The organism is Massilia violaceinigra (assembly GCF_002752675.1).
In the GTDB taxonomy this organism is placed as follows: Bacteria; Pseudomonadota; Gammaproteobacteria; order Burkholderiales; family Burkholderiaceae_D; genus Telluria_A; species Telluria_A violaceinigra.
Window position 1 is genome coordinate 2,667,558 of sequence record NZ_CP024608.1, and the last position, 23,198, is coordinate 2,690,755.

Annotated in this window: 20 protein-coding genes and 1 pseudogene; 8 read left to right on the plus strand and 13 right to left on the minus strand. The window is 63.8% G+C overall.

The annotated features are described in order from the left end of the window. Nucleotides 1-4: 4 nt before the first annotated feature. The 4 genes from CR152_RS34815 to CR152_RS12215 form a co-directional block, all read right to left on the minus strand. The gene (locus CR152_RS34815) at nt 5-538 is read right to left on the minus strand and encodes a hypothetical protein (protein WP_307718573.1); all 534 of its coding nucleotides are present in this window, start codon (nt 536-538) and stop codon (nt 5-7) included. A 6-nt stretch (nt 539-544) separates the two neighbouring features. Continuing rightward, complete coding sequence (locus CR152_RS34820; RefSeq protein ID WP_307718574.1) at nt 545-1,159, minus strand: acetyltransferase domain-containing protein; 615 nt, start codon at nt 1,157-1,159, stop codon at nt 545-547. Nucleotides 1,160-1,167: 8 nt separating this feature from the next. Further along, nucleotides 1,168-3,255 carry a TonB-dependent siderophore receptor gene (locus tag CR152_RS12210; RefSeq protein ID WP_099875150.1) on the minus strand — a complete coding sequence of 696 codons (2,088 nt, stop codon included), beginning with the start codon at nt 3,253-3,255 and terminating at the stop codon, nt 1,168-1,170. Nucleotides 3,256-3,389: 134 nt separating this feature from the next. Continuing rightward, nucleotides 3,390-3,818, minus strand: coding sequence for a Fur family transcriptional regulator (locus CR152_RS12215; protein ID WP_099875151.1), 429 nt, complete (start codon nt 3,816-3,818; stop codon nt 3,390-3,392). Nucleotides 3,819-3,955: 137 nt separating this feature from the next. Here CR152_RS12215 and CR152_RS12220 point away from each other — a divergent pair, with 137 nt between their 5' ends. After that, nucleotides 3,956-5,392 carry an IgA Peptidase M64 gene (locus tag CR152_RS12220; protein ID WP_229413359.1) on the plus strand — a complete coding sequence of 479 codons (1,437 nt, stop codon included), beginning with the start codon at nt 3,956-3,958 and terminating at the stop codon, nt 5,390-5,392. Nucleotides 5,393-5,632: 240 nt separating this feature from the next. Next, complete coding sequence (locus CR152_RS12225; RefSeq protein ID WP_099875152.1) at nt 5,633-6,112, plus strand: hypothetical protein; 480 nt, start codon at nt 5,633-5,635, stop codon at nt 6,110-6,112. A gap of 151 nt (nt 6,113-6,263) precedes the next feature. On the opposite strand, the gene parC is transcribed toward CR152_RS12225, so the two are convergent. The 4 genes from parC to CR152_RS12245 all read right to left on the minus strand — a co-directional run bounded on the left by parC (nt 6,264) and on the right by CR152_RS12245 (nt 13,418). Further along, nucleotides 6,264-8,588, minus strand: coding sequence for a DNA topoisomerase IV subunit A (gene parC / locus CR152_RS12230; RefSeq protein WP_099875153.1), 2,325 nt, complete (start codon nt 8,586-8,588; stop codon nt 6,264-6,266). A 77-nt stretch (nt 8,589-8,665) separates the two neighbouring features. After that, nucleotides 8,666-9,616, minus strand: coding sequence for a hypothetical protein (locus tag CR152_RS12235; protein WP_099875154.1), 951 nt, complete (start codon nt 9,614-9,616; stop codon nt 8,666-8,668). Beyond that, nucleotides 9,613-11,322 carry a molecular chaperone HscC gene (locus CR152_RS12240; RefSeq protein ID WP_099875155.1) on the minus strand — a complete coding sequence of 570 codons (1,710 nt, stop codon included), beginning with the start codon at nt 11,320-11,322 and terminating at the stop codon, nt 9,613-9,615. Before CR152_RS12240 ends, CR152_RS12235 begins: the two co-directional genes overlap by 4 nt. Before the next feature lie 98 nt (nt 11,323-11,420). Next, nucleotides 11,421-13,418 (minus strand): DNA topoisomerase IV subunit B, encoded by a 1,998-nt coding sequence (locus tag CR152_RS12245; RefSeq protein WP_099875156.1) that lies wholly within the window; start codon nt 13,416-13,418, stop codon nt 11,421-11,423. A gap of 291 nt (nt 13,419-13,709) precedes the next feature. On the opposite strand from CR152_RS12245, the gene CR152_RS12250 reads away from it, so the two are divergent. Then, entirely contained in the window at nt 13,710-14,405 is a 696-nt protein-coding gene (locus CR152_RS12250; RefSeq protein ID WP_229413360.1) for a response regulator, read from the plus strand. Nucleotides 14,406-14,474: 69 nt separating this feature from the next. Further along, on the plus strand, nt 14,475-15,488 hold the full coding sequence (locus CR152_RS12255) for a gamma-glutamyl-gamma-aminobutyrate hydrolase family protein (protein ID WP_099875158.1): 1,014 nt from the start codon (nt 14,475-14,477) through the stop codon (nt 15,486-15,488). Between the two features lie 121 nt (nt 15,489-15,609). Here the strand turns inward: CR152_RS12255 and CR152_RS12260 are convergent, their stop codons facing one another. The 5 genes from CR152_RS12260 to CR152_RS12280 form a co-directional block, all read right to left on the minus strand. Beyond that, nucleotides 15,610-16,731 (minus strand): YbdK family carboxylate-amine ligase, encoded by a 1,122-nt coding sequence (locus CR152_RS12260; protein WP_099875159.1) that lies wholly within the window; start codon nt 16,729-16,731, stop codon nt 15,610-15,612. A gap of 1 nt (nt 16,732) precedes the next feature. After that, complete coding sequence (locus CR152_RS12265; protein WP_099875160.1) at nt 16,733-17,908, minus strand: cation:proton antiporter; 1,176 nt, start codon at nt 17,906-17,908, stop codon at nt 16,733-16,735. A 141-nt stretch (nt 17,909-18,049) separates the two neighbouring features. Continuing rightward, nucleotides 18,050-19,219 carry a vWA domain-containing protein gene (locus CR152_RS12270; protein ID WP_099875161.1) on the minus strand — a complete coding sequence of 390 codons (1,170 nt, stop codon included), beginning with the start codon at nt 19,217-19,219 and terminating at the stop codon, nt 18,050-18,052. A 1-nt stretch (nt 19,220) separates the two neighbouring features. Next, a complete protein-coding gene (locus CR152_RS12275) occupies nt 19,221-19,808 on the minus strand; it encodes a GNAT family N-acetyltransferase (RefSeq protein WP_099875162.1) in 588 nt (195 codons plus the stop codon). After that, nucleotides 19,808-20,674 carry an AAA family ATPase gene (locus CR152_RS12280; protein ID WP_054268423.1) on the minus strand — a complete coding sequence of 289 codons (867 nt, stop codon included), beginning with the start codon at nt 20,672-20,674 and terminating at the stop codon, nt 19,808-19,810. Before CR152_RS12280 ends, CR152_RS12275 begins: the two co-directional genes overlap by 1 nt. Nucleotides 20,675-20,850: 176 nt before the next feature. Here CR152_RS12280 and CR152_RS12285 point away from each other — a divergent pair, with 176 nt between their 5' ends. The 4 genes and pseudogenes from CR152_RS12285 to CR152_RS12300 all read left to right on the plus strand — a co-directional run bounded on the left by CR152_RS12285 (nt 20,851) and on the right by CR152_RS12300 (nt 23,163). Then, nucleotides 20,851-21,168 carry a c-type cytochrome gene (locus CR152_RS12285; RefSeq protein ID WP_099875163.1) on the plus strand — a complete coding sequence of 106 codons (318 nt, stop codon included), beginning with the start codon at nt 20,851-20,853 and terminating at the stop codon, nt 21,166-21,168. Between the two features lie 10 nt (nt 21,169-21,178). Beyond that, nucleotides 21,179-21,520, plus strand: a complete 342-nt coding sequence (locus CR152_RS12290) for a c-type cytochrome (protein WP_099875164.1) — start codon at nt 21,179-21,181, stop codon at nt 21,518-21,520. Between the two features lie 280 nt (nt 21,521-21,800). Then, nucleotides 21,801-21,965: pseudogene (locus CR152_RS35005) on the plus strand (SulP family inorganic anion transporter); the annotation flags it as partial. Between the two features lie 46 nt (nt 21,966-22,011). Then, the gene (locus tag CR152_RS12300) at nt 22,012-23,163 is read left to right on the plus strand and encodes a helix-turn-helix domain-containing protein (protein WP_229413361.1); all 1,152 of its coding nucleotides are present in this window, start codon (nt 22,012-22,014) and stop codon (nt 23,161-23,163) included. Nucleotides 23,164-23,198: the final 35 nt, after the last annotated feature.

The window sequence follows — 23,198 nt, forward strand, 5'->3', positions numbered from 1 at the left end:
GCCGCTACAGGTAGCGCACCCACGCCCGGCCGCTGGTGCGCTTGTAGTGCCCGAACCAGCGGCACGGGTAATACAGCGCCGCGATCACGGCCACCGACCAAAGCCATATTTCCCCGATCCCGCCCGCCTGGTGCGCCTCGCCGTTCGAGAAGGCTGCCATCAGGCCGCGCAGCGCGAGCAGCAGGTACAGGTGCGCCAGATAGTAGAACAAGGGCGCCGCGCCGAAGGTGGCGCAGAAGGCCACCACGCGCTCATTGGCCACTTCCATCCATGCCAGTGCCAGCATCCCCACGCCGAGCGTCATCAACAGGAAGTTGAGCGAAGGCGGATACTTGGTCAGGTTCAGGAACGACATGCTTGTGTGCAGCAGGTCTGCCTGCACGGTCCACGGCAGGGTCTCGCCGTAGATGTTAAAGCCGCGCAGCAGCGCAAGCAGCAGCAGGCAGGCCGCTCCCGCGAGCAGCAGGATGCGGCGCCGCGCCGGCGGCTGCACCTGCGTTGAAAACAGCGGACCGGCCGCGTAGCCGAGCAAAATCACCCCGATTCACGCCAGCAGCGGATAGCTGATCTTGACGCGGGTGGCGCCCTCGTTCACCAGGAAGCCGCGCTGCTCGAGCACCGTCCACGCGGCGTGCGCCAGGCTGCCCGGTTCCAGTCCGGGGAAGGACAAGGCATTGTGGCCGGCCACGATCAAGGCGCCGAGCAGTGCCAGCCAGCGCAGCGGCAGCTTGTGCAGCAGGGCCAGCGCGATCATCGACAGGCCGATCACCCAGATCACCTGCAAGTACAGCACCGGCGGCGGAAAGCGGCCCGACCACGCAAAATTGACGAACACCAGTTCCAGCACGATCAGGAACAGGCCGCGCTTGAGCAAGAAGCCGCGCGGGCTGCGCGGCCCGGATGGCGGATTGGCGTACAGCCAGGCCGACAGGCCGGTGAGGAACACGAACATCGGCGCGCAGAAATGCGCCGCCAGGCGGCTGAAAAACAGCGACGGCTCGGTGCTGGCCAAGTCCATCGGGTCGCTGACCTGGCGGTGCAAAAAGAAGGTTTCGCGCGCGTGGTCGAGCGTCATGATCAGGATGATCAAACCGCGCATCGCATCGATGGCGGCGATGCGCTTGGACGGCACGGCTGCGCTGGCGGTCATGGCGCTCATGCTGTGCCTCAGAAGCTGTAGCTGGCCGTCAGCGTGGCGGCGCGTTCGGTGCCCGGCGCTACCCACATCTGGCTGTACGAACTGGCATACCAGGTCTTGTTAAACAGGTTGTCGATATTGAGCGCGATGCGCAGCTTGCGGTCCGGCGCGTAGGCCGCCACCAGCTTGACGGTGCTGTAAGAGGGCAGCTCGAAGCTGCTCGATGCGGCCACGTCGCCCATGCGCTTGCCCACGTAGCTGGCGCCGCCCCCTACACTGGCCTTGGCCTCGCCCAGCTTGAAGCTCGACACCAGCAGCACGTTGGCGCTGTGGCGCGCCACATTCGGAAAGCGGCTGCCGGTGCGGATGGTCTTGTCGCCCTTGGTGACGGTGGCGTCGGTGTAGGCGTAGGCTGCCGAGAGCTGCAGGTTGCGCGCCACGGTGCCGGCCACGTCCAGTTCCAGGCCGCGGCTGCCGACTTCCCCGGCGGGGATCGCAAAGTCGGCGTTGGCGGGATTGGTCGTGAGGACGTTCTTCTTGTCGATCTTGTACAGCGCCACGGTGCTGCTCAGTTTCCCGCCCAGGGCGTCGAATTTCGCGCCCACTTCATAGGACAGGCTCTTTTCCGCTTCAAAAGCGCGGTTGTCGATGCTGATGCCGCTGTTCGGGCGATAGGCGCGCGCCGCCGTCGCGTACAGCGACAGCGCCTTGGCCGGCTGGTACACCAGGCCCGCGCGCGGACTGCTGGCGTGCAGGCTTTGCGCGCTGCTCGTCTTGAGGCGGTTGTTGGTGACGGTTTGATCGGCGCTGTCGTAGCGAATGCCCAGCAGGGCTTTCCACTGGCTGCCCAGGTCAATCTGATCCTGCGCATAAAAGCCGTGCGCGCGCTGGCGCTCCAGCGTATCGATCGACAGCGTCAGCGGATCGGCCACGCCGCCGTAGGCCGGCTGGAAAATATCGATCGCGTATGGATTGGCGGCTGACGGATTGCGGCGCAGCTGCACGCGGCGGTCGTCGAAGCGGTAGGCGTCGACGCCGAACAGCACACTGTGGCGCAAGCCGCCGGTGCTCAGTTTTCCGAGCAGTTCGATGCGGCCGGAGGTGTCGGCGGCCGAAAAATCGCGGTGGCGGCGCTGGCGGCGCAGGGTGCGTCCGTCGGCCAGCAGGTTGTTGGCCTCCGTCGAAAAGCCGGCCAGTTCACTGTCGCGGTACGACAGGCCCGATTGCAGCGACCAGTCGTCATTGAGCGCGTGCTGCACGAACAGCTGGTGCCCCAGCGACTTGACGGTGACCCGGCCATCGCCAGGCTCGCCCAGAAAGCGCGATACGGGAACCGCACCGAGCTTGCCGTTCACCGCCGGCACGCCACGGTCGAACGGGGCTTTTTGCCGGGTCGCTTCGACCTCGTAGGAGACCGTGGTGTGCTCGCCCGCCAGCCAGACGAACGATGGCGACAGCAGCAGCGTGTCGCGCCGGGCGGTGTCGCGAAAGCTCTCGCCTTGCTGCCAGGCGGCGTTGACGCGGTAGGCCAGCGTGTCGCTCACGGGACCGGTGACGTCGAGCGCGGTGCGGTAGGTGTTGATGCTGCCCACCGCTGCGCTGATGCTGCGCTCCTGGACGAAACGCGGCTTTTTGGTGACGATGTTGACCGTGCCTCCCGGCTCGCCGCGCCCGTACAGGGCGGCGGACGGGCCTTTGAGCACTTCGATCGACTGCGTGCTGGCGGTGTCGCGCAGGCCGTTGTAGCCACGGCTCGAACTGAAGCCATTGACCAGGAAGTCGGAGCCGAAATTGGGGTCGCCCGTGAAGCCGCGCATGGCGTAGCTGTCCCACAGACCGCCCAGGTCACTCTGGCGCGAAATGCCGCTGGCCAGGTCGAGCGCACCAGCCAGCGTGCTCACGCCGGCGTCGCGCAGCACTTCGCTGGTAAGTACGCGCACGCTTTGCGGCAGGTCCTTGAGAAGCGCATCGGTCTTGGTCGCGCCGGTGGCCGACAGGCTGCGATAGTGTTCGCGCTGGCCGCCGATCACCACCGTGTCGGTGGGCGCCGGCGCGGCGATGGCGGCCAGCGGCGAAAGACTGGCGAGGAGGGCGGCGGTGGCGGTTTTGATGTGCATGCGTGGAATTTCTTCAGGCGTGGGAGGGCCGGACAAGGCGGAGGGTTTAATGCAACTGAGTTGCTATAATAGGTCGGATGCCTCTTTAATGCAATAGGGTTGCGTTAACCGCGTGGCCGATGTGGCACCGGTCCTTATTTTTTTGCGTTACAGACCTGGCAAATGCCCTTGATCAGGAAGTCGACCTGGTCGCTGGTGAAGCCGTCCGGAAGGGTGATCTGGGCGGGCAGGGCGATGTCGGTGAAGCAGGTCACCATTTCGCAGCGGGTGCACTGGAAGTGCGCGTGCTGGTGTCCGTGCTGGCCCGCGCCCGCGTTGAAGCGCCAGACCTGGTCGGCGCCGGCGATGCGGTGCACCAGTTCGTGCTCGGTCAGCCATTCGAGCACCCGGTACAAGGTCACGGAATCGAGCGCCGCGCCGGCCAGGCCTTCCTGGATCTCGTGGTGGGTCAGGGGCTTGTTCTGCGCCAGCAGATACGCCAGCACGCGCGAGCGCGGCTTGGTGAGGCGCGCACCGGTGTCGCGGATCAGTGATTCAGCCTGGCTTTCAATCGTTGTGTACATCGTCGCTGGGATTCCAAAGGAAGCGACATGCTACCACGGCGCCGCGAGCGCCAGAAACGCTATGCCGATTAAGCTCTTTAACGCCCAACAGTGCGGGTTTACAATGCAGCACGATCCACGCTTGCAAGGAAACCGCCATGCCGCTGTCCCCCGTCCGTTTCATGCGCCGCGTCGCCGGCCTGCTGGCGCTGGCCGCCGCCGCCCAGGCCCAGGCCCACGCCCAGCCGCCCGCCACCGTCCGCGTCGACTATCAGCACAGCGGCAATGCCCTGTCCGACCAGTACGCGCTGGAACGGGTGGTGATCGAACCGCTGCCGTGGCCCGGGGACCTGTCGCAAAACGTCGACACCACCAACCGTGGCCAGAACATGGTCGAAGTGGTCGACGCCAAGACCGGCGACCTGCTCTATTCGCGCGGCTTCTCGACCATTTTCGGCGAATGGCGTACCACCGAGGAAGCCAATCGCATCAGCCGCGGCTTCCAGGAATCGGTGCGCTTTCCCGCGTTCGGCAAACCGGTGAAGGTGCGGGTGCTCAAGCGCGACGAGCGCAATCAGTTTTCGGTCGCATGGAGCGTCGAGGTCGACCCGGACGCGCCGGACGTGGTGCGCAAACAGGCGCCCGCGCCGGCCAAGCCGATTCCGATCCGCGTGAGCGGAGCATCGCCGGCCAAGGTCGACCTGCTGGTCATGGGCGACGGCTACACCGCTGCCGAGATGAAAAAATTCGAGGCCGACGCGCGCCGCCTGGCCGATCACCTGTTCACCGTCTCGCCGTTCAAGGAGCGCGCGGGCGACTTCAATGTGTGGGCCATCGCGGTGCCAACCGGTGAGAGCGGCGTGTCGCGCCCGTCGACCGGCGTGCACCGTGCATCGGCGCTGGGCACGCGCTACGATATTTTCGGCAGCGAGCGTTACGTGCTCACCCTGGATAACCGCGCGCTGCGCGACATCGCCCAGCATGCGCCGTACGAGTTCATCGAAATCCTGGTCAATAACGACACCTACGGCGGCGGTGGCATCTTTGGCCAGTTCAGCACCGCGGCGGCCGGCAACGACTGGGCCAATTACCTGTTCGTGCACGAATTCGGCCACCACTTTGCCGGCCTGGCCGACGAGTATTACACCTCGCCCGTGGCTTACCAGTCGAGCGCCGGACGGATGGAGCCGTGGGAGCCGAATGTGACCGCGCTGCGCGATCCGGCCAAGCTGAAATGGCAGCGCCACGTCAAGGCCGGCACGCCGCTGCCGACCGCCTGGCCCAAGGCCCAGTACGAAGAATATGCGCGCGCCTACCAGAAGCGGCGCGCCGCGCTGCGCGCCGCCAACCGGCCCGAATCCGAGATGAGCGCGCTGTTCCGCGAAGACCTGACGCACACCAATACGCTGTTCGCCAAGGCCGCGCACCGGCACGACGTGGGCGCCTTCGAGGGGGCCAATTACGAGGCGAGCGGCTATTACCGGTCGGAAATGCAGTGTTTGATGTTTGATCGAAGTGAAAGATTCTGTAACGTCTGTAACGACGGCATCACCACCATCATCGATTTGTATGCGAAGAAGAGGGTGGGGAAATAGGCGTAGCACCTGCAACGGCGGGCGATCCGGCCATTTTTATGCTCAGTTCGCCTAGTTGTAAGTTGCTTTTCGTTAGCTCTGGAGAGCGTGCGCTAGCGCACAGACCCACTATCCCGCAAGACATATTCTGACAACCGTTCCTTGACGAAATATAAAGTTGAGAACGATAGATGGCGACGGACTTCGGTCCAAAACGTCCACGGATAAGAAACCCCAACCATTCTTCTAAAGGTACACACCATGAACAAATTACTCGTTACCCTGATCGCCGGCCTGTTCGCTACTTCGGTTTACGCACAAACTCCAGCTGCTACCCCAGCTGTCGTCAAAGCTGAAGCCAGCGCCAACAAGGACATCGCCAAAGCCGAAGCCAAGGAAGCCAAAGCAGTCGCCAAAGCCGACGAAAAAGCCACCAAAGCAGCTGCCGACGCTACCGAGAAAAAAACCAAAGCGCATTCGAAAGCAGTGAAAGAGCACGCTGAAGCGAGCACCGACGTTGCCAAGGCTGATCCGGAAGACAAAATGAAAGCCGAAGCCAAGGCCGAGAAAAAAGTCGGTAAAGCCAATCTGAAAGCCGAGAAAAAAATGATCAAGGCCGATGAAAAAGCTGAAAAAGCTGCTGTGGAAGCTGGCGCCGACAAAGCGACCGCTGCTGCTAAAACCCACGAAGCTAAAGTTGAAGCCGCTTCGGACGTGAAAAAAGCTGCTGCTAAGCACTAATCTATTCGCCCTGCTTGCAGGGTGATGGATGTGAAAACGGGGTAAGTATTGCTCAATCGGGGTCAGGCCCCGGTTAAGCAACACTTACCCCGTTTTTGTTTTGTCAGCCGCCCCCGCGAAGCGGTCCTGCCGGTGGCAGGAACGCCGCGAATCAGCCGATCGGCGTGAGCGTAATCACCTTGATTCTGGCCACCAGCGCCTTGCCCTTGCGTGCGCGCTTGCCGAAGTGGACCGCCAGGCCCGACGCCGACAAGTCGACCGCGCGCGGCTTCTCGCCCGCCCAGGTCCCGTGCACGGTGACGCCTTTTTGCGAAATCGGCTGCACCGCCAGCAGCTTTTCCTTCTCTTCCAGCTCGATCAGGGTCACGCCACGTCCGCCGTTGGTCAGCGTCTTGAGTTCATCCATCCCGAACACCAGCAGCTTGCCTTTTTCGGTCAGGCAGGCCACCGCGCTGGCATTGGCCGCAATCACGCGCGGCGGCAGCGGCCGCGCGCCCTCGTCAAGCGTGATGAAGGACTTGCCGCCCTTGAGGCGGCTGACCATGTCGCCCGCCTTGGCCGCGAAACCGTATCCTGCGTTCGACGCCATCAAGAGCACGGTCTGTCCACTGCCCGCGAAATAGTGCAGGATGCGCGCGCCGCCCGACAGGTCGACCAGCGTGGTAATCGGCACGCCATCTCCGCGCGCCCCCGGCAGCGCCGCCACCGGCACCGAATACACCTTGCCGTTGTCGCCGAAGCCGAGCAGGGTGTCGGTGGTGCGGCACTCGAACGCCGCGTACAGCGAGTCGCCCGCCTTGAAGGTGAACTGCGCCACGTCGTGGCCCACGCCGGTACGCGCACGCACCCAGCCTTTTTCGGACACGATCACCGTGACCGGCTCGTCGATGATCTTTTGCTCGGCGGTGGCGCGCTGCGCTTCTTCGATCAGCGTGCGGCGCGCGTCGCCGAACTGCTTGGCGTCGCCTTCGATCTCGCGGATGATCAGGCGCTTCATCGTCGACGGGTTGTCGAGGATGTCGCGCAGGCTGCCTTCTTCCTTGCGCAGCTCTGCCAAAGCCTGCTGGATCTTGATCGTCTCCAGGCGCGCCAGCTGGCGCAGGCGCAGTTCCAGGATGTCTTCGGCCTGGATGTCGGAGAGGCGGAATTCGGCGATCAGCGCGGCCTTCGGCTCGTCCGAATTGCGGATGATCTGGATCACCTTGTCGATATTGAGCAGGACCGCTTCGCGTCCTTCGAGAATGTGAATGCGGTCGTTGACCTTGCCCAGCCTGTAATCGGTACGGCGGCGCACCGTCACGAAGCGGAAATCGATCCACTCCTGCAGGATTTCGGTCAGCCCCTTCTGGCGCGGCCGCCCGTCGCCGCCGATCATCACCAGATTGATCGAACTGGACGACTCAAGCGAGGTATGGGCCAGCAGCATCAGCATGAATTCGGTCTGGTCCTGGTTCTTCGATTTCGGCTCGAACACCAGGCGCACCGGGGCGATGCGGCCCGACTCGTCGCGAATCGTATCGAGCGAGCCAAGAATAGTCTGCTTGAGGGCCAGCTGCTCGGGCGAGAGCGCCTTTTTCCCCAGCTTGATCTTGGGATTGGTCAGCTCCTCGATCTCTTCGAGCACCTTCTGCGACGATACGCCCGGCGGCAGTTCCGACACCACCGCCTGCCACTGGCCGCGCGCCAGTTCTTCGATCTTCCAGCGCGCGCGCACCTTCATCGACCCGCGTCCGCTGGCGTACATGTCGGAGATCTGCGCCGGCGGCGTGATGATCTGGCCGCCGCCCGGGAAATCCGGACCCGGAATGAGCGTCATCAGTTCGGCGTGGGTGATCTTGGGATTGCGGATCATGGCCACGGTGGCGCGTGCCACTTCGGACAGGTTGTGCGAGGCGATTTCGGTGGCCAGGCCGACCGCGATGCCGGAGGCGCCGTTCAACAGCACCATCGGCAGGCGCGCCGGCAGGGCTTTCGGTTCGGCGTGTTCGCCGTCGTAGTTGGGCTGGAAGTCGACCGTGCCTTCATCGATTTCTTCGAGCAGCAGCTTGCCGATGGGCGTCAGGCGCGCTTCCGTGTAGCGCATCGCCGCCGCGCCGTCGCCGTCGCGCGAGCCGAAGTTACCCTGGCCGTCGATCAGCGGATAGCGCAGCGAGAAGTCCTGCGCCATGCGCACCAGCGCGTCGTAGATCGACTGGTCGCCGTGCGGGTGCAGTTTTCCCATGACGTCCCCGACCACGGCGGCCGACTTGCTTGGCTTGGCGGTCGCGCTCAGTCCCAGTTCATTCATGCGGTACAAAATGCGGCGCTGCACCGGCTTCTGGCCGTCGCACACGTCGGGCAGGGCGCGGCCCTTGACGACTGACACGGCGTAATCGAGATAGGCGCGCTCGGCGAAGGTCGACAGCGTCAGCGTCTCGCCGTCTTCCGGTGGCGGCGGCGGTGGAGGTGGATCAAACAGATTCGATTGTGAGGACATGTACGTAGGTGCTTATGAAAATTGAGTGTGTTTGTTTGGGGCGCGACGGTTGCTCCCGCGCGCTGCAAAGGCGGTGCTCAGCGCGACCATCCCCTGCCGTGGACGACGGCTTCCCATCGTTCGACGATATCGGCATCGAGCCGGAGGTCGAGCATCTCGCCATGGTAGCAGTGGACATGTTCAAGCAGTTCGCGCATACGCTCCGTGAACGCGGCATCGGGATACCTGCCGATCACGCCGCGCGGGTCGCCGTCGAGCAGCGCCCGCACCACCTCGTCCTCCAGGGCCAGCTGGCAAAAGTGCGCGTACGAGCGCTGGGCGCGCAGGCGTGCCAGCATCATGCCGGTTTCGTCGGGCATCTGGCGGCCCATGAAGCTGGCATCGTCGGCCCAGCCGAAGTGCCCGGCCATCGCTTCGCGGAAGTCATCCTCGCAGCCTTCGCCGGCGCAGTACTGGACCGCGCATTCCTCGAAGCAGTCGCGCACCTCGATATTGAGCAGCTCCTCGCCGGCGAACAGCTGTTCGAGCCGCTCGCGCGTGTTCTGGTGCGCGCGCGTCAGGAATGCGGCCCAGATGCGGCGCGCTTGCATCACGGGCGACTCGGGTCCGGCCCCGGTTCCGGTCCCGGGAATGGGGACTGGCAAGGGCGGCGGCAGGCGATACTGCTCGGGTTCGGGCTGCGGAAGCGACGGATCGAATTCATAAAAGGCGGTGTAGACGGGTACGTCCTGCGGCGCTTCCTCGCGCGCCGGCGCCGCATCCGGGTCGAATTCGTAGGCCGCCATATAGACCTGCGGCTCATACTCCGGCTCCGGTTCCTGCTCGCGCGGGGCCGCTTCCTCGTCCGGCCAGTCCATGTCATGCGCCTGGCGCGCCAGTTGCAGCGCGGCCTGGTAGGCGTCGTTGAGCATCTGGAAGGCGACCGGATCGTCTTCCGGACGGGTCACCTTCAGCTTGGCCGCGTAGGCGCGCTTGATGGCGCGCTCGTCGCGGCTGGCCTTCATTCCCAGCACGCTCCAGACGTTCATAGGAAAGAACTCCCGCCCAGCTCGCGCATGACCTGGGTCAGCGTCTCGTGCGCGCGCCGCATGGCCGATGGCTGCTGCGAGTTCAGTACCGCCGTGAAGGCCGCGATGTGCTGCGCCAGGTATTCGCGCTCGTGGCCCAGCAACTGTTCGTAAAGGCGGTCGGCCTGCGCCACCAGGGTGCGGTTTTCGATCTTGTCGCGCGGGTGGATTTTCAGTTCGCTCAGTTCGGCCAGACGCTTTGCCACTTCGGCCTGGGTCATCACGCCGGCGTTCTCGGTGATGACCAGGGTATGCTTTTCCTGGGTCGGCAGCACCGTGATCTCCGCTTCGAGCACGCCGCTGATATCGTAGGTGAAGCGCACGTCGGCACTTACTTCACCGGCCCGCTTCGACTCGATCGGGAAATTGAGCTTGCCGAGGAAAACGTTATCCGACACCCGGCGCGACTCGCCCTGGTACACGTGCACCACCAGCTCCTTCTGGTAGTCGTTGATGGTGGTGATATTTTCCACGCGCGATACCGGCACCGTCGAATTGCGCTCGATGATCGGCAGGTAGTGGCCGCCTTCGTATTTGTTCGGGCCGATTTCGCGCGCCACCGAAATGCCGAGCGAGTAGGGCGCCACGTCGGTCATCACTACTTCGGACAGGGCGGCATCGCGCGCCATCAGGCCCGCCTGCACCGCAGCGCCGAGGGCGATCGCCTGATCGGGATCGAGACTGATCGACGGGAAGCGCCCGAACATGCGCGCGGCCAGCTTGCGCACCAGCGGCATGCGGGTGGCGCCGCCGGCCAGCACCACCGTATCGAGTTCGGAGGCCTTGATGGTGGCGTCGCGCAGTGCGCGTTCGACCGGGGTGCGCAGGCGCTGGACCAGGTGGTCGCACAGCAGCACGAACAAGTCCTCGGTCAGCTCCCAGCTGTATTCCTGGCCGCCCAACTGGTAGGCCATGCGCGTCGTCAAGCTGTCCGACAGGGCGCGCTTGGCGCGTTCGGCTTCCGCGCGCAGGCGCTGGCGCTGGGTGCCGGTCAGCTCGGTGCCGTCCATGGCCTTGGCCATGCCGCTGCGCGAGAGGAAGGCGTCCACCAGGACGGTCACAAAATCTTCGCCGCCGAGGAAATTGTCGCCGGCGGTCGCGCGCACTTCCATCACGCCCTCGAACAGTTCGAGGATGGAGACGTCGAAGGTGCCGCCGCCCAGGTCGAAGACGAGGAATTTGGTTTCGCGCTTGGTATCCTGGATGCCGTAGGCCAGCGCCGCGGCGGTTGGCTCGTTGAGCAGGCGCTCGACGCGCAGCCCGGCCAGCTGGCCGGCCACCCGGGTCGCCTTGCGCTGGGCGTCGCTGAAGTAGGCGGGCACGGTGATGATGGCTTCCTCGACCTTTTCGCCGAGCCAGACTTCGGCGTCTTCCTTGAGCGCGCGCAGCACCATCGACGACAGCTCCTCGGGGCGGAACTTGCGCGCCCCGAGCTGGGTTTCGCGCTCGCTGCCCATGTAGCGCTTGAACATGGCCGCCGTCATGTGGGGATGGGTTTGCAGGCGCGCGCGCGCCGCTTCGCCGGTCAGCACGGTGCCGTCATCATCCATGCCGACGCAGGAAGGCGTCAGAAAGCTGCCCAGTGCGTTCGGGATGAGCTGCGCCTTGCCGTCGCGCCACACCGCCGCGAGACTGTTCGTGGTGCCGAGGTCGATTCCGATAATCATGGTTCAGTGTCCGTTTCGTTTGCGCAGCCGCAAACCGGGGTCTGACCTCTGATTCGAAATATTTCTAATCAGAGGTCAGACCCCGGTGTTGTAACAAATCAGATGTCGGCTTCGGTTTCGTTGCCGTGCTCTTCGATCCAGGCGCGGCGGGCGGCGGCTTCGCCTTTGCCCATCAGCATGTTGAAGCGCGCCGACGCGTCGACGTGGCTGAAGTCGCCCAGCGATACCGGCAGCAAGCGCCGCGTGTCCGGGTTCATCGTGGTTTCCCACAGTTGTTCCGCGTTCATCTCACCGAGGCCCTTGAAGCGCGAAATGCTCCAGCTGCCTTCCTTTAAGCCTTCTTTGAGCAGCTTGTCCTGGATCGCCACCAGTTCGCCATCGTCGAGCGCGTACAGCTTCTGGATCGGCTTCTTGCCGCGCGCCGGGGCGTCGACCCGGTACAGCGGCGGACGCGCCACGCAAATGTGGCCGGGCGCGAACAGGGCCGGGAAGTGCTTGAAGAACAATGTCAGCAGCAGTACCTGGATGTGCGAGCCGTCCACGTCCGCATCCGAGAGGATGCAGATCTTGCCGTAGCGCAGGCCCGACAGATCGGGCGTGTCGCCGACACTGTGCGGGTCGACCCCGATCGCCACCGCGATGTCGTGGATTTCATTGTTGGCGAACAGGCGGTCGCGGTCGGTTTCCCAGGAGTTGAGCACCTTGCCGCGCAGCGGCAGGATGGCCTGGAATTCCTTGTCGCGCCCCATCTTGGCCGAGCCGCCCGCCGAGTCGCCCTCGACCAGGAACAGTTCGTTGCGGGCGATGTCGCTCGATTCGCAATCGGTCAGCTTGCCTGGCAGCACCGCGACGCCGGACGATTTTTTCTTTTCGACTTTTTGCAGCGAACGCAGGCGCGACTGGGCCTGGCGGATCACCAGTTCGGCCAGCTTGCGGCCGTATTCGACGTGCTGGTTGAGCCACAGTTCGAGCGGTGGCTTGGCGAAGGTCGATACCAGCCGCACCGCGTCGCGCGAGTTGAGGCGTTCCTTGATCTGGCCCTGGAACTGCGGGTCGAGCACTTTGGCCGACAGCACGAAGGACACACGCGCGAACACGTCTTCCGGCAGCAGCTTCACGCCTTTCGGCAGCAGCGAGTGCATCTCCACAAAACTTTTGACCGCCCCATACAGGCCGTCGCGCAAGCCCGATTCGTGGGTGCCGCCGTTCGAGGTGGGAATCAGGTTGACGTACGATTCGCGCACGACCGCGCCTTCTTCGGTCCATGCCACCACCCATGCCGCGCCTTCGCCTTCGGCAAAGCCGTCGGTTTCGCCGTTCGAGTACTGGGCGCCCTCGAAGACGGGAATGAGGGTCTCGCCGCTGGTGCCTTGCGCCAGCATTTCATTGAGGTAGCCGCGCAAGCCTTCGTCGTACTTCCAGGTCGTCACGTCGCCGGTTTTGGCGAGGGTGAGCGTGACCGTCACGCCGGGCAGCAGCACGGCCTTGGAGCGCAGCAGGCGTTGCAGCTCGACCTGCGAGATCGCGGGCGAGTCGAAATACTTGGGGTTCGGCCAGGCGGTCACGCGGGTGCCGCTCTTCTTGCCGTCGCGCGGCGCGGGAACCGACGCCAGCGGCTCGATCACTTCGCCGTCGGCGAAGGCCATCTTGTGCAGGCCGTTGCCGTTGTCTTCCTTGCGCCAGACCGTGATTTCCAGGCGCGAGGAGAGCGCATTGGTGACCGATACGCCGACCCCGTGCAGGCCGCCCGAGAAGGCGTAGGCGCCGCCCGAACCCTTGTCGAACTTGCCGCCCGCGTGCAGGCGCGTGAAGACGATTTCCACCGTCGGCACGTTTTCTTCGGGGTGCAGGCCGACCGGAATGCCGCGGCCGTCGTCTTCGACCGTGATCGAGCCGTCCACATTGACCGTCACGCCGATATTCTTGCAATGCCCGCCGAGCGCTTCATCGGAGGCGTTGTCGATCACTTCCTGAATGATGTGCAGCGGATTTTCCGTGCGGGTGTACATGCCCGGACGCTGTTTGACGGGTTCGAGTCCCTTGAGGACCCGGATGGAGGATTCGCTGTAGTCGGATGCAGGTTTTTTGGTGGCCATATCTAAGTTCTTTATGCGGATGCCTGCGCATTCTATCTTGTCGGACGGAAAAGGAGATAAATTGACTTGGATGAATGTGCTTGCCAGCCCGGGCGATTGTGGTTAGATTTGTACGCACACCAAGAAGTGTGTATAAAAACATTCCATAAGTTAGAAAAAATGCAATCAAAGAGGCAGTTACTCAGTGTTCGCCTGTTGGGCTTTCCTTCCGGCGAGGGCGCCGAGCTGGGCACGGCTCTGGCGCATCCCCCGCGCGACGGGCCGTCGTATTCTTGCTTGCTTGGCGATAGTTTGCAAGAACCGGACCTGGTCATTGCCAATGGCGACGATCTGAGCGCGCTGGCCGCCTTGCTGGCGTGGCAGCCGGACCTGACCCGTCCCGCTCTGGTGATCGGCTCGGCCGGGATGGAGTTTCCCTGCGCGCAGCTGGCGCGTCCGCTGGACATGTTCCAGATGTTCAAGCTGCTCACCGAGATGGCGCGCAAACGCGTCGACGCGCTCACCGGCATGCTGGCGCCCGAGGCGCCGCCCGTGCACGAGCGGCGCCGCCGCATTCGCCTCGATCTCGACACCACCGATCCGGCCGATTTCGTGAAGATGCGGCGCCACGCCCCCAACGGCGGGGTGCTAATCGTCGACAAGCGCGGCGCGCTGCGCGACCATGTGGCGCGGCTGCTGTCGGCGCACCAGGTGTCGGTGGAGTGGACCGAGAGCGCGGCGGCGGCCGTGCGCCTGTGCGCGGAGACGCCGGTATCGGTGGTGATGATCAATACCTCGACCCCCGGCATCGATCCGTATGCGCTGTGCAGCGAGATCAAACGGCAGGAAGGCGCCGACCGCATCGCCGTGGTGCTGCTGGTGAACCAGGCCTCCGGCTACGACACGGCGCGTGCGCGCACGGCCGGCGTACGCGGGCTGCTCGACAAGCCGATGGCCGACCGCCATCTGGTGGGGGCGCTCAAAAAGCTGCTGTCGCTGCCGCCCTGATGACGCGGCGGTCACAATTTTGTTACAACTTTGAATCGTGCGCTTGCATGGGAGCGCTATATTTAAGGCATGCCCGATACCGACAAGCCCTTGCCACCTATTGCTGTTCCTGATCCTGATCCTGTTCCTGTTCCGCAGTCCGAGCAGGACAAGGATGGCGGCGTTCATGCACCGCGCGTGCCCGACCGCCGCGCCGACGCGCTGCCGCGCTACCAGAAGGACAGCGATACGCCGCTGGCACTGGCGCGCCGCGTGCTGGCCTCGCGCTGGCGCAATCTGCGCGAACGGATCGGGCGCGATTTCATGCGCCGCACCCTGCGCATCGGCGTATCGGCGCGGATTTTTCATCCGGAGCCCGGGTCGACGGGACTGCGCAGCAAGAATCTGCAGTATCTGGAAGAGTCGATCGCGCAATGGGTCATGTCGCGCGATGTGCTGGTGTTTATGATCCCGACGGTCAATACCAACGGGCTTCTTCATCCGAGTAACATCACCTTGCGCCACTATGCGCGCCATCTGGATGGGCTGGTGCTGCAGGGCGGCGCCGACGTGTCGCCACAGACGTATTCGGAGAGCCCGACGCGCCCCGAGTGGAGCGGCGACCGCGCGCGCGACGTGTACGAACTCGAGCTGCTGCACGAATTCGTCGACGCCGGCAAGCCGGTGCTGGGCATTTGCCGCGGGTGCCAGCTGATCAACGTGGCCTTCGGGGGCACCTTGTACCAGGACGTGGCGACCAACGTGCCGGCGGCGCACGCGCACGTGCACAGCGATTACGACGCGCACCGGCACAAGGTGATTTTTCCGTCCGGCTCATCGCTCGGGCGCATGTTCCCGGATGTGCGCCGGCCCGTGGTCAATTCGATTCACCACCAGGCGGTCAAGGACCTGGGACGCGATGTCCTGGTGGAGGCGATGTCGGACCCGGACGGGATCATCGAAGCGATTCGCTATCAGCGCGCCAATTTTGTGATGGGGTTGCAGTGGCACCCGGAGTTTCACCGGGCCGGCGGGGAGGACCTGCTCGATTGCACGCCGATTCTGGATGAGTTTTTGCGCGCTGCGCGCGAGACACGGCTCTAGCCGCCCATGTCGTTCCCGCGCAGGCGGGAACCCAATTTTGTTCCGTAGCCGTCGGCTTTGTTCCGTAGTCGTCGGCCGAGCGCCGGCCTTTGGTTCCCGCCTGCGCGGGAACGACGTGGGTCTAACGCTTGCCCCTGAACCGCCGAATCGCCGCATTCACCATCCCCTCCGCGCTCCCCTGTTCCTCATACTGCCGCCGTAAATACGTCGCGTCGCTGGCCTCCTGCGCCGCCGTCGACAAATGCCGCAGCGCGCCCAGGCTCCCCAACGCCTCGCCATGCGGCTCCATCTTGCGCAGCGTGGTCAGAATATCCTCGCGCAGCGACATGGTTTCGTAGGTCTTGGGGTGCGTGATCGCCCCATCGAGCCCGAACCGGCATGCCTGGAAGCGGTTGAAGTTATACACCAGGTAGTCATCCTCCACCGGCGGCTCCTCGCGCCGCTCCAGCAGATGCCGGCACAAGGCCTGCAGATATCCGGCCAGCGCCGCCGCCCGTTCCACCGTCAGCGGCGTGTCGCACACGCGCAGCTCGATGGTTCCGTACTCCGGCTTGGGCCGCACATCCCAGTAAAAATCCTTCATGCTCTTGATGATGCCGGTGCCTTCCATCTTCGCGAAATACACATTCGCGAATTCGTCCCAGCTCAATGTGAACGGCGCGCGTCCGCTCATCGGAAACGCAAACACGGAATTGAGGCGCGCCGAATCGAACAGGCTGTCGTGCCCCTGCACGAACGGCGACGACGCCGACAGCGCAATAAAGTGCGGAATGTACCGGTTCAGCGAGTGCAGCAAGAACATCGCATCGTCGCCCGAGGCGCAGCCGATGTGCACGTGCTGGCCGAACACGGTGAACTGCTTGGCCAGGTAGCCGTACAGCGACGACAGTTCCTGGAAGCGCTGCTTGGCGTAGATTTTCTGCTCCGACCAGTGCTGGAACGGATGCGTGCCGCCCCCGCACAAACCGATATTGAGGCGGTCGCCCGCCGCCACCAGGATGTCGCGGATTTCCAGCAGTTCGGCCAGCAGCGGCAGGTGGCTCGAATGCACGCTCGAATTAATCTCGATCATGCTCTCGGCGATTTCGGGCGTGACATTGCCCGGGAACGGCTTTTGCGCCAGCAGGTGCAGCAGGTCAGGGCTGGCGGCGGTCAGGTCGAAGTCCGACAGGCTGACTAATTGCAGCTCCAGTTCGACGCCAAAGGTCAGTGCCTTGGAAGTGGCAAACGGTTCAAGCGCCATCTCAGGCCTCCGTGGTTTCGCGGGCCCAGATCAGGGCGCGCTGGATGATAATGGGGCCGAATACTTCGAGCAGCATGGTCACCGCGGCCATCGAACGCAGTTCCTGTATGTCGATTCCGCGCAAACGCGCATGCTCAAGCAGCAAAATCACGAACACCGATACGGGCGCCAGCGCAAGGCCCGTCAGCGCGCCCTTGCGCCACGAGATGCCGGACAGCTGCGAGAACACCGTCACGCCCAGCGTCTTGGTGGCCAGGCGCACGATCACCACCGTCACGGCCAGCGCACCGCCGGCGATCACTTCGCGCCACTCCAGGGTCGATGCGGCATACACGAACAGCAGCACGGTGAGCAGTTCGCCGAGCGCGCCGAAGTTGCGCTGCGCCTGGCTGAAGGCCACGCGCCGGTGCCGCGCCGTCAGGCCGAAGGCGAGCGTGGCCACCACTGGCGAGAGGTGCGTGGTGTAGGTGATCGAGACGAGCAGGATGACGGCCAGCGCAAAGCCGACCGTCGCATCCTGCGCCAGGTTGCCCAGGTGGCGCAGCAGCGCCGGCACCACCACGCCGAACACGGCGCCGACCACGCCCGACATCAGGAGCGCGACCAGGCTGTTGATCGTGGCGTCGCCGATGTCGGACGAACTGTGAAAGATCCAGAAGCCGACGATGACGTTAAACGTAAACACCGACAGCACGCAGTTGATCGCGGACAGGTGCAGTACGCGCTCGGTGACCTGGCCGGAGCTGCGCTGTTCATTGATGATGCGTACCACCGTGGCGGGCGAGGTGGACATGGCCAGCGAGGCGAGCATCAGCGCGGTCATGGTGGTGACGCCGAACCACATGGCGACGAAATAGACGGCGACAAAGGTGCCCAGCGCTTCGACCAGCGCGGCCATGCCGAACCAGGGATTGGTGCGCAGCCAGCGCAGGTTGATGCGGTAGCCCAGTTCAAACAGAATCAGGCCGAAGGCGATATCGGCCATCACCAGCACAGGGCCGGCGCCCGACGGCGGCAGCACTCCGATCTGGGTGCTGGCCAGGGCGAAGCCGACGATGCCGTAAAAACTGATGCGCGGCAGGCCGGTCCAGCGCTTGCCGAATTCGCCGGCCAGCCATGCGAGACAGATCGCAACGGGCCAGGCGAGATTGGTGAGAATCGTCAGCAGATCGGGCATGTATTCCTTTCGTTCCATCGGGTCGATGGGTGCGCCAAGATTCTACAAGACCGTGCCGCGCGCACGATTCCGCATAACGAAAAATGTTGGCCAAATCACAATCATGCGCCTTGGGTAGCGCCGCAAAGGCTGGCGCGCCCCTTATTTGCTCAGGGTGCGCATGGCGCGTTCCAGGCCTTCGATCGTCAGCGGGAACATGCGGTTACTCATGATCTGGCGGATCACGGAGATCGACTGGCGGTACTGCCACACGCCTTCCGGCTCCGGATTGAGCCAGGCGAATTTAGGGAACGCATTGCAAAAGCGCGCCAGCCAGGCGGCGCCGGCTTCTTCGTTGTTGTATTCGACCGAGCCGCCCGGATGCAGCACTTCATAAGGGCTCATGGTGGCGTCGCCGACGAAAATGAGCTTGGTGTCGGCCGGGTACTTGCGCAGGATGTCCCAGGTCGGAAAACGCTCGGCATTGCGGCGCCGGTTGTTCTTCCACAGGTAGTCGTAGACGCAGTTATGGAAGTAGAAAAACTCCATGTTCTTGAATTCGGTCTTCGCCGCCGAGAACAGTTCTTCGGTGCGTTCGATATGGTCGTCCATCGAGCCGCCGACATCGAGCAGCATCAGCACCTTGACCTTGTTGCGGCGCTCCGGCCGCATCTTGATATCGAGGTAGCCGGCGTTGTTGGCGGTGGCGTGAATGGTGGCGTCGAGCGCCAGTTCGTCTTCGGCGCCTTCGCGCGCGAACTTGCGCAGGCGCCGCAGCGCGACCTTGATGTTGCGCGTGCCTAGTTCGCGTTCTGCGTCGTAGTCGCGGTAGGCGCGCTGCTCCCACACCTTGACCGCGGTGCGCTTACCGCCCGTGCCGCCGATGCGCACGCCCTCCGGATTGGTGCCGCCGTTCCCGAACGGCGAGGTGCCGCCGGTGCCGATCCACTTGCTGCCGCCTTCGTGGCGCTCCTTCTGTTCCTTGAGCAGTTCGTTCAGGCGGTCCATCAGCTTGTCGTAGCCGAATTTTTCGAGCTGGCGTTTCTGCTCGTCCGACAGTTCGCGCTCCATGCGCTTGACCAGCCAGTCGAGCGGAATGGAGGCATTCGTCTCGAAAGCGGCGTTGATGCCCTTGAAGTACTGGGCAAAGGCGCGGTCGAACTTGTCGTAGTGCGCTTCGTCCTTGACCAGCGTGAGGCGCGATACATAATAGAAGTCGTCCATCGACGCGCCGACGACGTTGCTCTCCATCGCTTCAAGGAGCGTGAGGAATTCCTTGATCGTGACCGGGATCTTGGCGTCCTTGAGCGAAAAGAAGAAGTCGATCAGCACTTCAAGCCCCCGCCCGCTGCAGCTGGTAGTGCAACTGCGATTTGATTTCGGGCCATTCGCCGCGCAGGATGCTGTACATGACCGTGTCGCGCACGGTGCCGTCGCGCCGCAGGGCGCTGTGGCGGATCACGCCATCCTTCTTTGCGCCGAGGCGTTCGATGGCCGCCTGCGAGGCGTGATTGAAGTTATCGGTGCGCAGGCCCACCACCGCGCAGCCGAGCGTATCGAAGGCGTGCGAGAGCAGCAGCAATTTGCAGCTGGTGTTGACGTGACTGCGCTGGCGGCTTTTGGCGTACCAGGTCCAGCCGATTTCCACGCGATCGACCTTGGGCAGAATGTCGTGGTAGCTGGTGGTGCCCATCACAGCGCCGCTGGAGGCGTCGATCACGGCGAACGCCAGCCGGTCGGGCATTCCGAGCGCATGGCCGATGTACTGCTCCACGTCGTGCGGTTCCGGCACCGAGGTGACGCGGATGTTCCACAGTTCGCCGTCGCTGGCGGCCGCGCGCAGGCCGTCGGCGTGCGCGAGCGACAGCGGCTCGAGGCGCACACCGTTAAATTCGAGGGTGAGGGCGTCGACCTGGATCATCAGCGGTTGGTCCGCGACATATACACCAGGCGCTCGAACAGGTGCACGTCCTGTTCGTTCTTGAGCAGGGCCCCGTGCAGCGGCGGCACGATGGCCTTGGCGTCCTGGCTGCGCAGCGCTTCGGCCGGGATGTCTTCGGCCAGCAGCAGCTTGAGCCAGTCGAGAAATTCGGAGGTCGAGGGCTTTTTCTTCAGACCCGGCACGTCGCGCACTTCGTAGAAGCTTTGCAGCGCCTGCGCCAGCAGGTCCTGTTTCAAGGTCGGGTAGTGCACCTTGACGATCTGCTCCATCGTGTCCTTGTCGGGGAATTTGATGTAATGGAAGAAGCAGCGCCGCAAGAACGCGTCCGGCAGCTCCTTTTCATTGTTCGAGGTGATGATGACCAGCGGGCGGTGCTTGGCCACGACCATTTCGCGCGTCTCGTAGACGTAGAACTCCATGCGGTCAAGTTCGCGCAGCAGGTCGTTGGGGAACTCGATGTCGGCCTTGTCGATTTCGTCGATCAGCAGCACCACCGGCTCGGGCGCGGTAAAGGCTTGCCACAGCACGCCCTTGACGATGTAGTTGTGGATGTCGCGCACACGCTCGTCGCCGAGCTGGGAGTCGCGCAAGCGCGACACCGCGTCGTACTCGTACAGGCCTTGCTGCGCCTTGGTGGTGGACTTGATATGCCACTGCATCAGCGGCATGTTCAGCGCGGCGGCGACTTCTTCGGCCAGCATGGTTTTGCCGGTACCCGGCTCGCCCTTGATCAGCAGGGGACGCTGCAAGGTGAGGGCGGCGTTGACCGCCAGTTTCAGGTCGGCGGTGGCGACGTAACTGTCCGAACCCTGGAAGCGGTGCGCCTGCGAATGCGATGCGTGCATGTGCGTGTGTGGTCAAAAGTGGAATTATTTCGAGTATAAGCCAGAACCGGAAGGGTGGCACTGCAACACAGTGAAAGTGGACGGGGCACTTCACTTCGGTTAAAATCTCAGGTTGATAGTGCAAAACATAATAATTTTGCACGTGCGATACCCGATTATCACTTACCCTCGCCACCATGAAAAAATTCATCGCACTCCTCGTGCTCGCCTGCGTCGCGAACGTGTCCGCCGCAGCGGACATCGTTGGAAACGCCAAGGCTGCAAAAGTTGAACAATGTATCGGCTGCCACGGCATCCCCGGTTACAAAGCGACTTTCCCTGAAGTCTATTCGGTGCCGATGATTGGCGGCCAGTCGGCCAAGTACATCGAAAACGCGCTGATCGCTTACAAGAAGGGCGAGCGCAAGCACCCTTCGATGCGTGGTATCGCCGGCAGCATGTCCGACCAGGACATCGCCGACGCCGCTGCCTACTATTCGCAGCAGAAAAAATAAGGACAGAGCCATGAAAAAACTGATTATCGCCCTGTTCTGCGGCGCTGTTTCCCTGAGCGCCACCGCCGGCGGCAACATCGCCAACGGCGAAGCACTGGTCAAGAAGCGCACCTGCGCAACCTGCCACGGCGCCGACTTCAACAAGCCGACCGATCCGAGCTACCCACGCCTGGCTGGCCAGCACGCCGACTACCTCAAGCATGCGCTGGTCGCCTACAAGCGCGGCGATGGCCCGAACGGCCGTAACAATCCGATCATGGGCGCTTTCGTCAAGGACCTGTCCAACCAGGACATGGCCGACATCGCCGCTTATCTGCACAGCCTTCCTTCGGATCTGGTTCTGAAGCGCTAAACCGCTCCAGGCAATACGGACGCTGTCATCAAGGCGCCTTCCATCTTCTCCTCGCCGGGAAGGTGGAAGGCGCCTTGTTTTTGTCCCCTTGTTTTTTTCGTTCACGGAGCCGCTTTGCCGACATTGTCGCCCCAGTACATCAAGGCCAAGCTACCCGGCGGCCTGACCGTGGCGCTGGCCATGGTGGCGGCGGCGATCGCGTTCGCGCTGGTGGCATGTGTCGCCGCTGACCGGTTTGTTCGCCGCCTTCATGGTGTCCCTGATCAACAGCGCCACCGGGTGCCTGTCGGGCATCGCTACCGTCGTGTTCCTGCTCTCGTTCATCCTGTTGGCGTCGAAATGGATCGAGCGCATTGCGCTCGCCGCCCTGATCGGCGTCATGTTCGTGGTGTGCCAGAAGACCTTCGCCTCGGGCAGTTTTCGCCTGTTCGGCAAGGTGCCGCGCTACCGCATCGCCGACGACAAACTGGCCTGAGTCCATGACGCAGAGCGTGCTCTCCATACTTCTGCTGCTGGCAATGGGGCAGGGCGTGTTCCTGGCGATTGCCCTGCTGGCGGCGCGCCAGGCCGACCTGCGCGGGGCCAACCGGCTGCTGGCGGCCCTGCTGCTGGGGAGCGTGGCCGTCATCGGCCATGCCTGGCTGGGCATCAACCGCCTGTATACAAGCTATCCGCACAGCGCCCTGGCGATTGCCACCATCGGTTTGCTGAGCGGGCCGCTGCTGTATTTATATCTGCGCAGCGCCCTGACCGGGCAGCGCCTGCGCGCGCGCGACTGGCTCCATGGGGCACCATTTTTGCTGGCGACGGCCGCCATGCTGCCGTTTTACCTGCAAAGCGCAGCGGCCAAGCTGGCCTGGATGCAGAGCCGCCCGGTGCTGCCGTGGTATGTCGGCGTGTCCGTGCTCGTGAAAACGCTGCTGTTCATCTGGTATGTCGTGGCCAGCTACCGCCTGATGCGCGGCGCGGCAAGCGGCCCGCTGGCGGCCGGCCTGGCGCGCCTGGCCAAAATATGGGTGCTTGGCGCGGCCGGCAGCGTGGCTGCCTTCGGCATCGAATTTCTCGACATGGAGCTGCCGTTGTCGTCGGATGCGCTGGGCGCCATCGCGCTGGCCTGTTTTGTGTATGCGACCGCGTTCCTGGCGATCCGCCTGCCGCTCGGCTACCGCGCGCATCTGCCCGCGCCCGCGCCCGTGCCTTTGCCGGAACCCGCGCCGCGCTATGCCAACAAGCGCCTGTCGGAGCCGGACCGCGCCAGCTTTCTCGATGCACTGAAACGGTGCATGGAAGTCGACCAGGTTTACCGCAACGGCGAACTGACGCTGGACGAGCTGGCCGCACTGCTGGCCATGACGCCGCACGAACTGTCGCAGCTGATTAACGATGCCTGCGGCGTCAACCTGCAGGAATACCTGAACCGCTACCGGGTCGACGCGCTCAAACTGGCGCTGCATGCGCCCGACCAGGCCAGCGTCAGCATCCTCGACCTGGCGCTCGCATGTGGCTTTAACAGCAAGACCACCCTGAACCGCGCGTTCAAGAAGCAGACCGGCCTGACCCCGTCCGAATTTCGCCGCGGCGCGGCCGGCGCCGGCCTGGAAACAGGTGCCGAATCATCATCTGGGACGACTCTCCCGGGCTAAATCGTGAAAATGGGTCCATTCGCCCCTTCACTCAC

What these genes read in the sequence shown, in the direction of transcription:
- CR152_RS12275 (WP_099875162.1), bottom strand. Translation starts at nt 19,808, where the DNA reads ATGATCCAGGTCGACGCCCTCACCCTCGAATTTAACGGTGTGCGCCTC.
- CR152_RS12240 (WP_099875155.1), bottom strand. Translation starts at nt 11,322, where the DNA reads ATGATTATCGGAATCGACCTCGGCACCACGAACAGTCTCGCGGCGGTG.
- CR152_RS12265 (WP_099875160.1), bottom strand. Translation starts at nt 17,908, where the DNA reads ATGCCCGATCTGCTGACGATTCTCACCAATCTCGCCTGGCCCGTTGCG.
- CR152_RS12215 (WP_099875151.1), bottom strand. Translation starts at nt 3,818, where the DNA reads ATGTACACAACGATTGAAAGCCAGGCTGAATCACTGATCCGCGACACC.
- CR152_RS12225 (WP_099875152.1), top strand. Translation starts at nt 5,633, where the DNA reads ATGAACAAATTACTCGTTACCCTGATCGCCGGCCTGTTCGCTACTTCG.
- CR152_RS12255 (WP_099875158.1), top strand. Translation starts at nt 14,475, where the DNA reads ATGCCCGATACCGACAAGCCCTTGCCACCTATTGCTGTTCCTGATCCT.
- CR152_RS12245 (WP_099875156.1), bottom strand. Translation starts at nt 13,418, where the DNA reads ATGGCCACCAAAAAACCTGCATCCGACTACAGCGAATCCTCCATCCGG.
- CR152_RS12210 (WP_099875150.1), bottom strand. Translation starts at nt 3,255, where the DNA reads ATGCACATCAAAACCGCCACCGCCGCCCTCCTCGCCAGTCTTTCGCCG.
- CR152_RS12260 (WP_099875159.1), bottom strand. Translation starts at nt 16,731, where the DNA reads ATGGCGCTTGAACCGTTTGCCACTTCCAAGGCACTGACCTTTGGCGTC.
- CR152_RS12285 (WP_099875163.1), top strand. Translation starts at nt 20,851, where the DNA reads ATGAAAAAATTCATCGCACTCCTCGTGCTCGCCTGCGTCGCGAACGTG.
- CR152_RS12220 (WP_229413359.1), top strand. Translation starts at nt 3,956, where the DNA reads ATGCCGCTGTCCCCCGTCCGTTTCATGCGCCGCGTCGCCGGCCTGCTG.
- CR152_RS12235 (WP_099875154.1), bottom strand. Translation starts at nt 9,616, where the DNA reads ATGAACGTCTGGAGCGTGCTGGGAATGAAGGCCAGCCGCGACGAGCGC.
- CR152_RS12290 (WP_099875164.1), top strand. Translation starts at nt 21,179, where the DNA reads ATGAAAAAACTGATTATCGCCCTGTTCTGCGGCGCTGTTTCCCTGAGC.
- parC (WP_099875153.1), bottom strand. Translation starts at nt 8,588, where the DNA reads ATGTCCTCACAATCGAATCTGTTTGATCCACCTCCACCGCCGCCGCCA.
- CR152_RS12280 (WP_054268423.1), bottom strand. Translation starts at nt 20,674, where the DNA reads ATGCACGCATCGCATTCGCAGGCGCACCGCTTCCAGGGTTCGGACAGT.
- CR152_RS34820 (WP_307718574.1), bottom strand. Translation starts at nt 1,159, where the DNA reads ATGAGCGCCATGACCGCCAGCGCAGCCGTGCCGTCCAAGCGCATCGCC.